At 65.1% G+C, this 14308-nt stretch carries 12 protein-coding genes, 2 tRNA genes and 1 pseudogene; 12 read left to right on the forward strand and 3 right to left on the reverse strand.

Annotation, left to right across the window (positions count from 1 at the left end):
• Entirely contained in the window at positions 1 to 1443 is a 1443-nt protein-coding gene (locus tag AC07PT_RS09360; protein ID WP_494656515.1) for a sensor histidine kinase, read from the reverse strand.
• Positions 1444 to 1451: 8 nt separating this feature from the next.
• Positions 1452 to 2135: a response regulator gene (locus AC07PT_RS09365; protein ID WP_492347044.1), complete on the reverse strand. Its 684-nt coding sequence runs from the start codon at positions 2133 to 2135 to the stop codon at positions 1452 to 1454.
• A gap of 155 nt (positions 2136 to 2290) precedes the next feature.
• Between AC07PT_RS09365 and AC07PT_RS09370 the strand changes: the two genes are divergently transcribed.
• The 10 genes and pseudogenes from AC07PT_RS09370 to ntrC all read left to right on the forward strand — a co-directional run bounded on the left by AC07PT_RS09370 (position 2291) and on the right by ntrC (position 13073).
• A complete protein-coding gene (locus AC07PT_RS09370; RefSeq protein ID WP_492347045.1) occupies positions 2291 to 3034 on the forward strand; it encodes a 16S rRNA pseudouridine(516) synthase in 744 nt (247 codons plus the stop codon).
• Between the two features lie 374 nt (positions 3035 to 3408).
• Positions 3409 to 4464, forward strand: a pseudogene (locus tag AC07PT_RS09375) (YncE family protein); the annotation flags it as partial.
• Positions 4430 to 5269 (forward strand): polysaccharide deacetylase family protein, encoded by an 840-nt coding sequence (locus AC07PT_RS09380; RefSeq protein ID WP_494656516.1) that lies wholly within the window; start codon positions 4430 to 4432, stop codon positions 5267 to 5269. The pseudogene AC07PT_RS09375 and the gene AC07PT_RS09380, both read left to right, overlap by 35 nt.
• Before the next feature lie 17 nt (positions 5270 to 5286).
• On the forward strand, positions 5287 to 6264 hold the full coding sequence (locus AC07PT_RS09385) for a sterol desaturase family protein (protein WP_494656517.1): 978 nt from the start codon (positions 5287 to 5289) through the stop codon (positions 6262 to 6264).
• Positions 6265 to 6318: 54 nt separating this feature from the next.
• Entirely contained in the window at positions 6319 to 7227 is a 909-nt protein-coding gene (locus AC07PT_RS09390; RefSeq protein ID WP_492347048.1) for an EI24 domain-containing protein, read from the forward strand.
• Complete coding sequence (locus tag AC07PT_RS09395) at positions 7166 to 8044, forward strand: competence/damage-inducible protein A (protein ID WP_492347049.1); 879 nt, start codon at positions 7166 to 7168, stop codon at positions 8042 to 8044. The genes AC07PT_RS09390 and AC07PT_RS09395 overlap by 62 nt, the downstream gene beginning before the upstream one ends.
• A 232-nt stretch (positions 8045 to 8276) precedes the next feature.
• On the forward strand, positions 8277 to 9692 hold the full coding sequence (glnA, locus tag AC07PT_RS09400) for a type I glutamate--ammonia ligase (RefSeq protein WP_492347050.1): 1416 nt from the start codon (positions 8277 to 8279) through the stop codon (positions 9690 to 9692).
• Between the two features lie 159 nt (positions 9693 to 9851).
• On the forward strand, positions 9852 to 10340 hold the full coding sequence (locus AC07PT_RS09405; protein WP_494656518.1) for a hypothetical protein: 489 nt from the start codon (positions 9852 to 9854) through the stop codon (positions 10338 to 10340).
• Entirely contained in the window at positions 10337 to 11416 is a 1080-nt protein-coding gene (gene glnL / locus AC07PT_RS09410) for a nitrogen regulation protein NR(II) (RefSeq protein WP_492347052.1), read from the forward strand. Before AC07PT_RS09405 ends, glnL begins: the two co-directional genes overlap by 4 nt.
• Before the next feature lie 40 nt (positions 11417 to 11456).
• The gene (gene ntrC, locus AC07PT_RS09415; protein WP_492347053.1) at positions 11457 to 13073 is read left to right on the forward strand and encodes a nitrogen regulation protein NR(I); all 1617 of its coding nucleotides are present in this window, start codon (positions 11457 to 11459) and stop codon (positions 13071 to 13073) included.
• 66 nt (positions 13074 to 13139) lie between these two features.
• Here ntrC and xth read toward each other — a convergent pair whose 3' ends face one another.
• On the reverse strand, positions 13140 to 13913 hold the full coding sequence (gene xth, locus AC07PT_RS09420) for an exodeoxyribonuclease III (RefSeq protein ID WP_492347054.1): 774 nt from the start codon (positions 13911 to 13913) through the stop codon (positions 13140 to 13142).
• A gap of 188 nt (positions 13914 to 14101) precedes the next feature.
• On the opposite strand from xth, the gene AC07PT_RS09425 reads away from it, so the two are divergent.
• Both AC07PT_RS09425 and AC07PT_RS09430 read left to right on the forward strand, forming a co-directional pair.
• Positions 14102 to 14177: transfer RNA gene (locus tag AC07PT_RS09425), tRNA-Gly, on the forward strand.
• 59 nt (positions 14178 to 14236) lie between these two features.
• Positions 14237 to 14308 (forward strand) — tRNA-Gly (locus AC07PT_RS09430).

A 14308-nucleotide genomic window follows, 5' to 3' on the forward strand; every position in this document is an offset into this window, starting at 1 on the left:
TCAGCCTGTGGGCCCGGCTGTCTTGACGGTGCGGCCGGCAAACGCCACCGTGACGCGAAGGCCCTGCCCCTGCGGGCCATCGCCCAATTGCACACGGGCGCCGTGGGCCTGGGCGATTTCGCGCACGATGGCCAGCCCCAGGCCGCAGCCGTCCGAGTGCTGGTTGTCCAATCTGAAGAAGCGTTCGAACACCTGTTCGCGCAGTTCGGGCGGAATGCCGGGGCCGTTGTCCTCGACCTCCAGCAGCACCTGCTCTGCCGTGCGGCGCAGGCGCAGGGTGACGGCGCCGCCGGGTGGGGTGTAGCGCAGGGCGTTGTCGATCAGGTTGGCGCACAGCTCGTGCAGCAGGCGGGCCGAGCCTGTGACCTGAAAGCGCTCACCCACCGGCCCCACATCGCCCTCGGCCTCGAAGCCCAGGTCAATGTCGCGTTGTGCGGCCAGCAAGGCCAGTTGCTCCAGCACCTCACGGGCGGTCTGGCCCAGGTCGACCGGGCCCTGTTCGTCGGTGCGGCCCCGGCCGGCCTCGGCCACCGAGAAGGTGAGCAACTGTTGCACCAGGCGCATGCCGTGCTGCAGGGTGGTCTGGGCGGCTTGCAGGGCCTCCTGGCGTGCTGCTTCGTCGCCTTGCCTCAGGGCAAACACCAGTTGGGTGTTCAGTACGGTCAAGGGGGTGCGCAGCTGGTGGGCGGCATCCGCAATGAAGCGGCTGTGGGCCGACATGTGGTGGTCCAGCCGGGTGGCGTAGTCGTTCATGGCGTCGGCCAGCGGTGCCAGCTCGGTGGGCAGGTGGCGCGAGGGCAGGGGTTCCAGCGCGCCGGGCTGGCGCGCCAGCACCTGATCCCGCAGGCCGGTGACGGGCCGCAAGCCCCGGCGCAGCCCCAGCCCCAGCAACAAGGCCACCCCGGTCAACAGGCCCAACTGGCGCCACAGCGCTGTGCGCCAGATTTCGCCGGCCAAGGCATCGCGCCCGACCAGGGTCTGGGCCACCTCGATCAGCAGCGTGGTCTGTGCAGGCGCACTGAGCACCGGCTGACTGAAGGCCACGGCATGCACGGCCTGCTGGTTTTGCCAGGCATCGAAGTACACGGCCTCATCGGGGGCAGGGGGGTGTGGGGGCGGCGGCAGTTCGGGGTAGCCCAGCAGCAGTTCGCCGCCGGCGCGTGTGATGCGGTAATACACCCGGTCGGCGTGGGGCGAGGCAAACAGCTCCAGTGCGGCGGGTGGCAGCACCACGCTGGGCTGGCCGTCCTGGATCTCGATCTGCTGCCCGATCATGCGGGCGGCGCCCAGCAGCATGCGTTGCTGCACCAGGGTGGCGGTGTGGCGTGCATCGCGGTAGGTGATCCACAGGTCCAGCGCGGCCAGCAGGGCCAGGGGCAGCAGCAGCCAGCCCATCAACTGGCGCAGCAGGCTGGAGCGGCGGGGCAGATCGATGGCGGGCATGGGCAGCCTCAGGGGGCCTGGGACTTCAGCAGGTAGCCCAGACCCCGCAGGGTGATGATGGCCACATCGCTGCCCTGCAGCTTTTTGCGCACCCGGTGCACATAGATTTCCACTGCGTCGGGCGAGACGTTGTCGTCCAGGGTGAACAAGGCCTCGCTCAGGGCCTGTTTGCTCACGGTCTGCCCTTGTTTGAGCAACAGCGCCTCCAGCAGGGCGTGCTCACGCGGGGTGAGCGACAGCGGTGCGGCGGCCGTGCCCTCGCCCAGGCTGAACAGGCGCGTGTTGCTGTCGTAGCCCAGTGCGCCGCAGCGCAGCACGGGGTTTTTGTGGTTGGCGTGGCGGCGCAGCAGCACGCGGATGCGGGCCTCCAGCTCGGCCACCTCGAAAGGCTTGCCCATGTAGTCGTCGGCACCGCTGTCCAGCCCGGCCACGCGCCCGGCCAGGGTGTCGCGGGCACTCAGGATCAGCACCGGCACGTTGTTGTCGCGGGCGCGCAGGCGGCGCAGCACTTCGTCGCCCGCGAGGCCGGGCAGCTCCAGGTCCAGGATCACCAGGTCGTAGCGCTCGCTGAGCAGGCGGGCGTGGGCGTCGGCGCCGTCGTAGGCACATTCGATCACGTAGCGGTCTTTTTGCAGGGTGCGGGCCAGCCACTCTGACAGGGTGCGGTTGTCTTCGACCAGCAGGATGCGCATGGGCAGAGGCGTGAGGGGTGGGTGGGGTGGGGCGGGTCAGTGCAAGCAGCCGGGCGTGGGCGGCACGGCTTCCGGGCGCCATCCTAACGCCAGCGGGCGGCCGACTGGCCCGGCGCTGCATCGGGGCCCCCGCGACTTCTGGAACAATCGGGCCCATGCAACTGCAGGATATTCTTTTTTCACAAGGCTTCGGCACGCGCCGCGTCTGCGCGGGCCTGGTTCAACAGGGCCTGGTCGAGGTCTTCGAGTCGGCGTCTTCCGACACCGCGGTGACGGTCACCGAATCGGCCCGCGACTTCGTGCCCGAGGGCCTGCGCTTCAATGTCCAGGGCGTGCCCTGGGCCTACCACGAGAAGGCCTACGTGATGCTGCACAAGCCGGCGGGGACCGAGTGCTCGCAAAAGCCCTCGGCCTGGCCCAGCATCTACACCCTGCTGCCCGCGGCCCTGCGCCAGCGCCCCAGCAAGAGCGCCGTGCAGGGTGTGCAGGCCGTGGGCCGGCTGGACCAGGACACCACGGGCCTGTTGCTGCTGAGCGACGACGGCCAGTTCATCCACCGCATGAGCTCGCCCAAAAAGCACGTGCCCAAGGTGTACGAGGTGGTGACCAAGCACCCGATCGATGACAGCCAGGTGCAGCGCCTGCTGGCCGGCGTGGTGTTGGACGACGACCCCAAGCCCGTGCGTGCCGCCGCCTGCGAGGCCCCCAGCCCGCTGCACCTTCGCCTGACCCTGCTGGAGGGCAAGTACCACCAGGTCAAGCGCATGGTGGCTGCCGTGGGCAACCGGGTGGAAGGCCTGCACCGCTCGCGCATCGGCGGCCTGGCGCTGCCCGAAGACCTGGCACCGGGCCAATGGCGCTTTCTGAGCCCGGCCGACCTTGAACTGCTCAAGGCCTGAGCGAATCGCTTACCTGTGTGTGTCGATGTAACAGGCCTCAGCCGAGCCCCGGCTACACTGGCGGCCTGATCTGAAAGTGGATGTTTGTGAAGTCGTTTGCCCGCCGCCGTGTCTCCAGCTTTTCGCATGCCAGTGGGCATGCCTTGATTGCCGCTTCGTTGCTTTTGGGGGCCGCCACGGCACCCGCCTGGGCCCAGGCGCCAGCCGGTACCGCCGGCGAGGCGTCCAACCCTGTCGCTGCCAGCCCTGAGGCGACCAAGCCGCCGGTGACTGAAAGCGTCAAGCCCAAGGCCAAGCCGGCAGCCAAGCCCAGTGCCACCCACGGCAGCAAGCCTGCCGCCAAGGCACAGGCCGACGCAAAAGCCGACCCCAAGCGACCCGCCAAGGCGGAGGCGGCGGTTGCCGCCGCGGCCACCGCAGGCGCTGCCACTGCTGCAACGGCGGCATCCGGCACCCCGGCGAGCACGGCCGCACCAGTTGCCGGTGCTGCTGCGGCAGCGGCCTCCAGCAACGGTGGCCTGACCCACCCGATCTTTGTGCTGAACTCGCTGGACGCCACCATCAGCGTGATCGACCCGCAGACCTGGACCGAAACCAAGCGCATCCCCACCGGCAAAGAGCCCCATCACCTGTACCTGACGCCCGACGAGAAGTCGCTGATCGTGGCCAATGCGCTGGGTGATTCGCTGACCTTTCTGGACCCCCGCACGGCCGAGGTGCAGCGCACGGTGCGCGGCATCATCGACCCCTATCAGCTGCGCTTCTCGCCCGACATGAAGTGGATGGTGACGGCCGGCAACCGCCTGAACCACGTCGACATCTACCGCTGGGACGGCAAGGACGTGACGCTGTCCAAGCGCATCTCCACCGGCAAGACCCCCAGCCACCTTTGGATCGACAGCACCAGCAGCATCGTCTACTCGACCATGCAAGACAGTGACGAACTGGTGGCCATCGACCTGAACACCCAGACCTTGAAATGGCGCGTCAAGACCGGCTCGTTGCCGGCCGATGTGTATGGCAGCCCCGACGACAAGACCTTGTTCATCGGCCTGACCGGTGGCGAGGGGGTGGAGGTGTACGACGTCAGCGGGGGCAAGGAAGCCCGCCTGGTCAAGACCATCCCCACCGGCAAGGGGGCCCACGCCTTCCGTGGCGCGGGTGACCGCCGCCACATCTACGTGAGCAACCGGGTGGCCAACACCCTGAGCAAGATCGACATGCAGACCCAGTCCGTGGTGGCCCAACTGCCGGGCCCCACCGGGCCGGACTGCATGGACGTGTCGGCCGATGGCCGGCTGATCCTGCTCAGTTCGCGCTGGGGTCGCAAGATGACGGTGATCGACACCGAAACCCGCAAGGTGCTGCGCCAGGTCAGCGTGGGCAAGTCTCCGCATGGGGTCTGGACCCTTGATCACGCGCCGCGCTGACCCGGCCCGCCGGTGGTCTGGCCTGGCGGCCGGGCTGCTGTTGGGGCTGGCCTTCGGCGCCGCCCAGGCAGCGGGCACCTGCGCCAAGCCGCTTTACCTGACCTTTGACACCGGCCACATGGGCGTGGCGCCCCTGATTGCCGAGGTGCTCAAGCGTCAGCAGGTGCGGGTGACCTTTTTTGCCGCCAACGAGCCCACCCAGCAGGGCGACGGCACGCTGGGCGAATACTGGGCCTCTTGGTGGCGCGAGCGTGCGGCCGAGGGCCACACCTTTGCCAGTCACACCTACGACCATGTCTACTGGCGCGCCGATCTGCCGGCGCCGCCGGGGCAGTGGCGCTTCCGGGTCAAGCCCTCGGCCGGCCCCGATGCCGGGCGGGAGGCCGTGATCGATGGCCCGGCCTATTGCGCACAGCTGGACCGATCTTCGCAGCGCCTGCAGACCCTGACCGGACAGGCGCCTTTGCCCTTGTTCCGTGCGCCGGGTGGCAAGACCTCGCCCCAGTTGCTGGCGGCGGCCCGCCAGTGTGGCTATGCCCACGTGGATTGGGCGCCCGCGGGCTTTCTGGGCGACGAGCTGCCCAGCGATCGCTTCAGCAACGCCCAGTTGCTGGAGCGTGCCCTGAAGAACCTGCGTGCGGGTGACATCCTGATGGCCCACCTGGGCATCTGGTCGCGCCGCGACCCCTGGGCGCCCGCGGTGCTGGAGCCGCTGATCCAGGGCCTGAAGGCCAAGGGTTTTTGTTTTGAAACCTTGCGCGAGCACCCGGCCTATCGGGATTGGCTGGCCCGCAACGGGCGTTGAGACCCGTTCCAATGATGATGGACAGTTTGATTGATTGGTTTGGCCAGGCGCAGACCGGCCTGTTCGAGGCGGTGGTGCAGCCTTTGATGTTCCACGCCGGCCTGGGCAACTTTCTGGAAGACGGCTTCAATGGCACCGGCTGGTTGCTGGTGGGGCTGATCCAGCTGTTGGTGATGGTGGCGGTGTTTGGTCCCTTGCAGCGGCTGTGGCCGGCCGAACCGTTGCGTGACCGCGCCGCCGTGCGCACCGACATCCTCTACACCTTGTTGCACCGCCTGGGCCTGGTGCGGGTGGCGCTGTTCTTCCTGGTCGACCCGCTGTTTGATGAGCTGTTCGGCCATTTGCGGGTGGCGGGCTGGCAGACCTTTCACCTGGACGAGCTGTGGCCCGGCATCACCGACCTGCCCTGGGTGAGCCTGGCGCTGTACCTGGTGGCGTTTGATTTTGTCGGTTACTGGGTGCACCGTGCCCAGCACCAGTCGGAGCTGTGGTGGCGCCTGCACTCGCTGCACCATTCCCAGCGCCAGATGACGATGTGGACGGACAACCGCAACCACTTGCTGGACGACCTGCTGGGCGATTGCATTCTGGTGGTGGTGTCCCAATTGATCGGCATTGCGCCAGGGCAATTTGTGGCCGTGGTGGCCATCACCCAGCTCAGCGAGAATTTTCAGCATGCCAACCTGCGCTGCTGGTTTGGCCGTTGGGGCGAGCGGCTGTGGGTGAGTCCGCGCTTTCACCGCATGCACCACGCCATCGGCATCGGGCACGAGTTCAGGGGCCGAACGGGCCGGCCCGTGCTGGGGGGCTGCAATTTCGGGGTGCTGCTGCCCTGGTGGGACATGCTGTTCGGCACCGCCAATTTTGAGTTGCGCTTCGAGCCGACCGGGGTGCGTGATCAGGTGGAGCCCGGGCCGCAGGGGCTGCGTGATTACGGCCAGGGCTTTCTGGCCCAGCAGTGGCTGGGCTTGAAAAGGCTGTTCGGCCGCGCCTGATGCCCGGGGGCCGGTGGCTGTCCGCCGGGCCTGCGGTGGCGTTATGCTGCCGGCATGACGCTTTTGCTTGATTCTTTCTGGCGCTCGGTGGTGTATTGCCTGCACCCCCGGGTGATTGCCCTGTCGTTTCTGCCCCTGCTGCTGCTGGTGGGCATGGCCCTGGGGCTGGGGTATTTTTATTGGGAACCGGCGGTGGACGGCGTGCGGCAGATGCTGGAGTCGTCCGATCTGCTGAACTCATTCTGGGCCTGGCTGCAGGGCGCCGGGGTGGGGCAGCTCAAGACCGTGGTGGCGCCGCTGATCGTGATCGCCGTGGTCACACCCGTGCTGGTGGTGGTGTCGCTGCTGGTGGTGGCGGTGTTGATGGCGCCGTCGCTGGTGTCGATGGTGGGTGAACGGCGTTTTTCCGGGCTGCAGCGCCTGCGCGGTGGCTCCACGCTGGGCAGCCTGGCCTGGTCGCTGGGCTCGGTGCTGCTGGCGTTGGTGGCCTTGGTGGCCTCCATTCCCCTGTGGCTGGTGCCGCCTCTGATTTTGATCCTGCCCCCGCTGATCTGGGGTTGGCTGACCTACCGGGTGATGGCCTACGACGCCCTGGCCGTGCATGCCAGCAAGGCCGAGCGACAGCTGCTGTTCAAGCGGCACCGCCTGTCTTTGCTGGCCATCGGGGTGATGACGGGTTATCTGGGCGCCGCGCCCAGCCTGGTGTGGGCCTCGGGGGCCTTGTTTGCCGCCGCGTTTGTGATCCTGGTGCCGGTGGCGATCTGGATCTACACCTTGGTCTTTGCATTTTCTTCGCTGTGGTTTGCCCACTATTGCCTGGCGGCGCTGGAAAGGCTGCGGGCCGAGTCGGTTTCTGCCGCCACCACCGTGGTTTCCGAGTCGGTGCCGGTAGGATGGCAGGATGAGCGCAACACCCACCTCCCCAACACCCCAGGCGGCCTCGAGCCTCCGCCCCATCCCTGAAGCCCCTCGAAATTTCGGGCTGATCATCGTCGGTGACGAGATCATGTCGGGCAAGCGTGCTGACAAGCACATGCCCAAGGTCATCGAAGTGTTGGGCGCCCGCGGGCTGCAGCTGTCGTGGGCCGACTATGTGGGTGATTCGCCCGAGCGCATCGAGGCCACGCTGGCGCGGGCTTTTGCCTCAGGGGATGCGGTTTTCTCGTGTGGCGGCATCGGGGCCACCCCCGACGACCACACCCGCCAGTGCGCCGCACGCGCCCTGGGCGAGCCCCTGCAACTGCACCCGCGTGCTGCCGAACTGATCCGTGAGCGCATGCAGGATGTGGCTCGCGAGAATGGCCTGGCTTATGAGCCCGAGCGCGACGACAACGTGCACCGCCTCAACATGGGGGTGTTTCCGGCCTCGGCGCAGATCATTCCAAACCCCTATAACAAAATCCCGGGCTTCAGCTGCGTGGGGCAGGGGGGCGGAGCGGTGCACTTTGTGCCGGGCTTCCCGGTGATGGCCTGGCCGATGGTCGAGTGGGTGCTGGACACGCATTACGCCCATCTGTTCAACCGGGTGGCCCATGTGGAGAAGTCGGTCATTGTGTTTGGCTCGATGGAGGCCATGCTGACGCCGCTGATGGAGGCCATCGAGCGCGAGCATGCCGGCGTCAAGGTGTTCAGCCTGCCCAGCGTGGATCACCCGCAGTATGGCCGGCACATTGAACTGGGGGTGAAGGGTGACCCCACCCTGGTGCTGGCGGCCTACCCGGCCTTGCTGGCCGGCCTGCATCGCTTCGATCTCAAGCTGGGCCCCGAATTGGTGCGTTGATGAATTGCACCAATTTGATGCGCAACCTGATGCATCGAATTGGTGCACTGATGCTGGCGGCGAAAAATCCCCGCTTGAGTGCATTTCAGAGCCGGCAAACTGGCTGCAACGCCGCTCAGGCAGGGCAAAATACGGTAGTCGGCGTCTGGTGCCATGCACCAAGGATTGGCATAAAAACTGCATTCCTCCCGGCGTCATTGAATTTTTAACCAGCCTCGAACAGGAGATCCTGATGGCAAAGACCGTCGCAGACGTGATGAAGTTGGTGAAGGAAAACGAAGTCAAGTTCGTTGATTTCCGCTTCACCGATACCCGTGGCAAGCAACAGCACACCACGGTTCCCGTGTCCCACTTTGACGAAGACAAGTTCACGTCGGGGCATGCTTTTGACGGTTCTTCGATTGCCGGCTGGAAGGGCATCGAAGCCTCGGACATGCTGCTGGTGCCGGACCCAAGCTCGGCCAACATCGATCCCTTCTTCGAAGAGACCACCCTGATCCTGACCTGCGACGTGGTGGAACCCGCCGACGGCAAGGCCTATGACCGCGACCCGCGTTCGATCGCCAAGCGCGCTGAAGCCTACCTGAAGGCCTCGGGCCTGGGCGACACCGCCTTCTTCGGTCCGGAACCTGAATTCTTCATCTTCGACGGCATCCGTTGGAGCACCGACCCGCAAAACACCTTCTACGAGATCGAAGAGTACGAAGCCCCGTGGAACACCGGTGCCAAGCTCGAAGGCGGCAACCGCGGCCACCGTCCAACCGTCAAGGGCGGCTACTTCCCGGTGCCCCCGGTCGACAGCACGCAAGACATGCGCGCTGAGATGTCCCTGATCCTTGAATCGCTGGGCATCCCGGTCGAAGTGTTCCACCACGAAGTGGCGGGCGCTGGCCAGAACGAGATCGGCACCCGTTTCAGCACCCTGGTGGAACGCGCTGACTGGACCATCCTGCAGAAGTACGTGGTGCACAACGTGGCCAATGCCTACGGCAAGACCGCCACCTTCATGCCCAAGCCCTACCATGGCGACAACGGCTCGGGCATGCACGTGCACCAGTCGGTCTGGAAGGACGGCAAGAACCTGTTCGCTGGCGACGGCTATGCCGGTCTGTCGGACTTCGCTCTGTACTACATCGGCGGCATCATCAAGCACGCACGTGCCCTGAACGCCATCACCAACCCCGGCACCAACAGCTACAAGCGCCTGGTGCCGCACTTCGAAGCCCCGGTGAAGCTGGCCTACTCGGCCAAGAACCGTTCGGCCTCGATCCGCATCCCCTTCGTGGCCAACCCGAAGGGCCGTCGCGTGGAAGCCCGCTTCCCCGATCCGCTGATGAACCCCTACCTGGGCTTTGCCGCCCTGCTGATGGCGGGTCTGGACGGCGTGGAAAACAAGATCCATCCGGGCGAAGCTGCCACCAAGGATCTGTACCATCTGCCGCCCGAAGAGGACGCATTGGTGCCGACCGTCTGCCACAGCCTGGACCAGGCCCTCGAAGCCCTGGACAAGGACCGTGCCTTCCTGACCAAGGGTGGCGTGTTCACCGACAGCATGATCGATGCCTACATTGATCTGAAGATGCAGGAAGTGACCCGTTACCGCATGTCGGTGCACCCGGTCGAATTCGACATGTACTACTCGCTGTGATGCGGGACTAGGCAATGTCTACCCAAAGGGCAGCTTCGGCTGCCCTTTTTTCTTGCTGCCGGCCCGGTGCCGGTGCGACCCGGGTGGGCTTTGCCTTTGCCTCACCAGCCGATTCGGAGATACTTGGCTCGCCGCCCGAAGGGGTGCTGAACTGGATGTATGAAACACGTTGTACTGATTTCCCTGCTGACCCTGACCTGCTGCGCCGCGATGGCGCAAGACCGCATCTACCGTTGCGGCAACGAATACACCAACACGGTCCCGGCCAACCGGGCCAAGGAATGCAAGCTGATTGAAGGCGGCAATGTGACCGTGGTGCCGGGCACCCGGCCGGCCGCCCAGGCCCCTGCCGGCGGCGATGCGTCCAAGGTGGTCACGGCGCCTGCGGGCTCGCCCAAGGTGGACAACAGCGAGCAGAAGGCGCGCGATGCCGATGCGCGCGCCATTCTGGAATCCGAATTGCGCAAGGCCGAGGCACGGCTGGCCGAGCTGCAGAAGGAATACAACAACGGCGAGCCCGAGAAGCAGGGGGGCGAGGCCAAGAATTACCAGAAATACCTGGATCGGGTGGCTGCACTCAAGGAGGCCGTGGCGCGCGCCGAGGCCGATGTGGCCGGTATCAAGCGTGAAATCGCGCGTCTCAAATGAACCGCCTCACCCTGACAGACCCGGTCGCAGAAGCCTTTCATGCCTATGACCTGCTGGCCACGCTGGTGGCGGTGGTCCGCATCGATGGCACGGTGATCTTTGCCAACGCGGCGCTGGAAGATGCCATCGGCACCTCGCGCCGAACCATTGAAGGCTCGCAATTTGCCGATTTCTTCTCTGAGCCCCAGATCCTGCGCAATGCCCTGGATGGCGCCGGTAGCAACGAGTTCGCAGCGTTGCGCTACGACGCCTGGTTGAAGCGCTTCACCCATGACCCGGTGCTGGTCCACGTGATCGTGGCGCAGACCGATCAGCCGGGCGAGGTGATCATCGAGTTGCTGCCCCTGGAGCAGCAGGCCCGACAGGACCGCGAGGAGCGACTGATCGATCAGGCGCAGGCCAACAAGGAGTTGATCCGCAATCTGGCCCACGAGATCAAGAACCCGCTGGGGGGCATCCGGGGGGCGGCGCAGCTGCTTCAGATGGAGATCGAGTCGCGCGACCTGATTGAGTACACCCAGGTCATCATCCACGAGGCGGATCGTCTGCAGACCCTGGTCGATCGACTGCTGGCGCCGCACCGTCGCCCGCACGTGGTGGGCGACGTGAACATCCACGAAGTGTGTGAGCGTGTGCGCTCGCTGATCCTGGCGGAGTTTCCGCGGGGCCTGCGCGTGATCCGCGACTACGACACCTCGATTCCTGAGTTCCGCGGCGACCGCGAGCAACTCATCCAGGCAGTGCTCAACATCGCCCACAACGCGGCCCAGGCTCTGGCGGACAGGGTGGCTGCGGGGGATGCGCAAATCACTTTCCGTTCGCGGATTGCGCGACAGGTTACTTTTGGCAAGCAACGCTACCGATTGGCATTGGAATTGCATGTCATCGACAACGGGCCCGGCGTGCCGGACTCGATCAAGGACCGCATCTTCTACCCGCTGGTGTCGGGGCGGGATGGTGGTTCAGGGCTGGGGCTGACTTTGGCGCAAACCTTTGTTCAGCAACACCATGGCTTGATCGAGTGCGATAGCGTGCCAGGGAGGACGGACTTCAAGATGTTGATTCCGTTGCCCTGAGTGTGATTGACAACAATTTGACCTGAGGTGGTATTTGCACATGAAGCCGATCTGGATAGTAGATGACGATCAATCGATCCGCTTTGTGCTCGAAAAAGCGCTGTTGCGGGAAGAGCTGCCGACCCGCAGCTTCACCAACCCCCGCGAGGTGCTGGCGGCACTGGATGAGATCGGTGACGAAGACGTCGACAACCAGGGGCCTCAGGTTCTGGTGAGTGACATTCGCATGCCTGGCGGTTCGGGCCTGGATCTGCTGGCCAAGGTGAAAGAGCGCCACCCGGGTTTGCCGGTCATCATCATGACGGCCTTCTCGGACCTGGACAGTGCCGTGTCGGCCTTCCAGGGCGGCGCGTTTGAATACTTGCCCAAGCCCTTTGACCTGCCCAAGGCGGTGGAGTTGATTCGTCGCGCGGTGGAAGAAAGCCAGCGCGAAGAAGTGGCCGAAGAGCGCATGGCTGCCACGCCCGAGATGCTGGGCCAGGCGCCGGCCATGCAGGATGTGTTCCGCGCCATCGGGCGGCTGAGCCAGAGCAATGTGACGGTGATGATCACCGGCGAGTCGGGCTCCGGCAAAGAGCTGGTGGCCCGGGCGCTGCACAAGCATTCGCCACGTGCCAATGGCCCTTTCGTGGCCATCAACACGGCGGCCATTCCCAAGGATCTGCTGGAGTCGGAGCTGTTCGGTCATGAGCGCGGTGCCTTCACCGGCGCACAGACCATGCGCCGTGGCCGCTTTGAGCAGGCCGAGGGCGGCACGCTGTTCCTCGATGAAATTGGCGACATGCCTTTTGATCTGCAGACGCGCCTGCTGCGTGTTTTGTCGGACGGTCATTTCTACCGGGTCGGTGGGCACAACGCCGTGAAGGCCAATGTGCGTGTGATTGCAGCCACCCATCAGGACCTGGAGCAGCGCGTGAAGGACGGCGTGTTCCGGGAGGACTTGTTCCACCGCCTCAATGTGATCCGCCTGCGTCTGCCGGCGCTGCGCGAGCGCAAGGAAGACGTGCCGATGCTGACCCGGCATTTCCTGCAGCAAAGCGCCAAGCAACTGGGTGTGGAGCCCAAGCGCATTGCCGACAACGCCCTGGCCCAGTTGGGGGGCTTCAACTTTCCGGGCAACGTGCGGCAGTTGGAGAACATCTGCCACTGGCTCACGGTGATGGCGCCGGCCCAGGTGATCGAGGCCAAGGACCTGCCCCCGGAAGTGCTTGGCATGCAGGGTGCTGCGGGGGCCATCAACAGCACCAGCTTCCATCCTGCGGCGCCGGTACTGGAGTCGGAGCCTGTGGCTGAGCCCATGGCGTATGCCTCGCCCTCTGCTCACGTGATGCCGGCATCGGTGTTGGCACAGCCGATTGCGATCCCGGCGGCGGACATGATGGGGTCTGATCCAGCGCGTGGCGAGTCTGTTGCTGCGTCAGTCTCTTCTGGCCTGGGGCGCTCGGCCGCCTGGGAGCAGGGGCTGGAGCTGGAGGCGTTGGAGCTGTTGGCCAGCGGCCGCCACGATGTGTGGGACGAACTGACCCGCCGTTTCGAGTCCAAGCTGATCCTGACCGCGCTGGCCAACACGCGTGGCCGCCGCATCGAGGCCGCTCAGAAGCTGGGCATTGGTCGCAACACCATCACCCGCAAGATTCAGGAACTCGGCCTGGAGTGAGTCCGGGTCCGCGGAGGGGGTTGCCCATTGGGGCGTGCCCTCTGCGGCCTTTGGGCCTGAGGCCGTTCAGATCGTGACGATCACGGGGGCATGGTCGCTTGGGCGCTCGTTCTTGCGCGTGTTCCTGTCGATCTCGCAGGCGCTGACCTGGGGCTTGAGCGCATCGCTGACCAGGGTGTAATCGATGCGCAGCCCGCGGTTGCGTCGGAAGGCGAAGTCGCGGTAATCCCACCAAGAAAAGCTCTTCTCGGCCTGTTCAAACAGGCGGAAGGCGTCGTGCAGCCCCAAGGCCAGCAGGGCCTTGAAATGATCGCGTTCGGCCGTCGTGTGGTGAATGGCCTCGCGCAGGCCGTCGGGGTCCCAGGTGTCGCGGTCATCGGCGGTGATGTTGAAGTCACCCACCAGTACCAGTCGGGGGTGGCTTTGAAGCTGCTCCTTGAGCCAGTCCTGCAGCGCCTGCAGCCAGCGCATCTTGTAGTCAAACTTGTCCGAGCCGGGCTCTTGCCCATTGACGAAGTAGCCATTGACCAGGCGCACAGGTCCGGCGTCGGTGTGCAGCGTGCCCGCAATCACGCGCGACTGCTCATCTGCAAAACCGGGAATGTTCTTCACCACGTCGGTCACCGGGGTGCGGCTCAGGATGGCCACGCCGTTGTAGGTCTTCTGGCCCATGAAGGCGCTGTGGTAGCCGGCTTCTTGCAGCGCAGCGGCCGGAAACTTGTCATCGCTCAGCTTGAGTTCCTGCAGGCACAGCGCGTCCACCGGGTGGGTGCTGAGCCATTCCAGCACCTGCGGCAGGCGAACCGAGAGGGAGTTGACGTTCCAGGTGGCAATTTTCATGGTGGCTTCGAGGGTCTGCTTGAGCGCAGAGTATCGTGGAATTCGCGCCGCCCTGTCGCCGGCGGTGCCGATCGCAGGCAGGCGAAAACTTTTTGGGACTGTCTTGAGTCGGGCAAAAAATATGTATAATTCGAGGCTTCGCTGGATACGCAGAGCAACGCAAGTTGATCAGCAGACACGGTGAAAATGCGGGAATAGCTCAGTTGGTAGAGCGCAACCTTGCCAAGGTTGAGGTCGAGAGTTCGAGACTCTTTTCCCGCTCCAGTTTCTGGTGGTCTTCGGATCCCCACGATCAGGAGGTCATCAGGCCCTCTGTCGAAAACGCGGGAATAGCTCAGTTGGTAGAGCGCAACCTTGCCAAGGTTGAGGTCGAGAGTTCGAGACTCTTTTCCCGC

It is taken from the genome of Curvibacter sp. GW821-FHT09D12 (assembly GCF_059416245.1).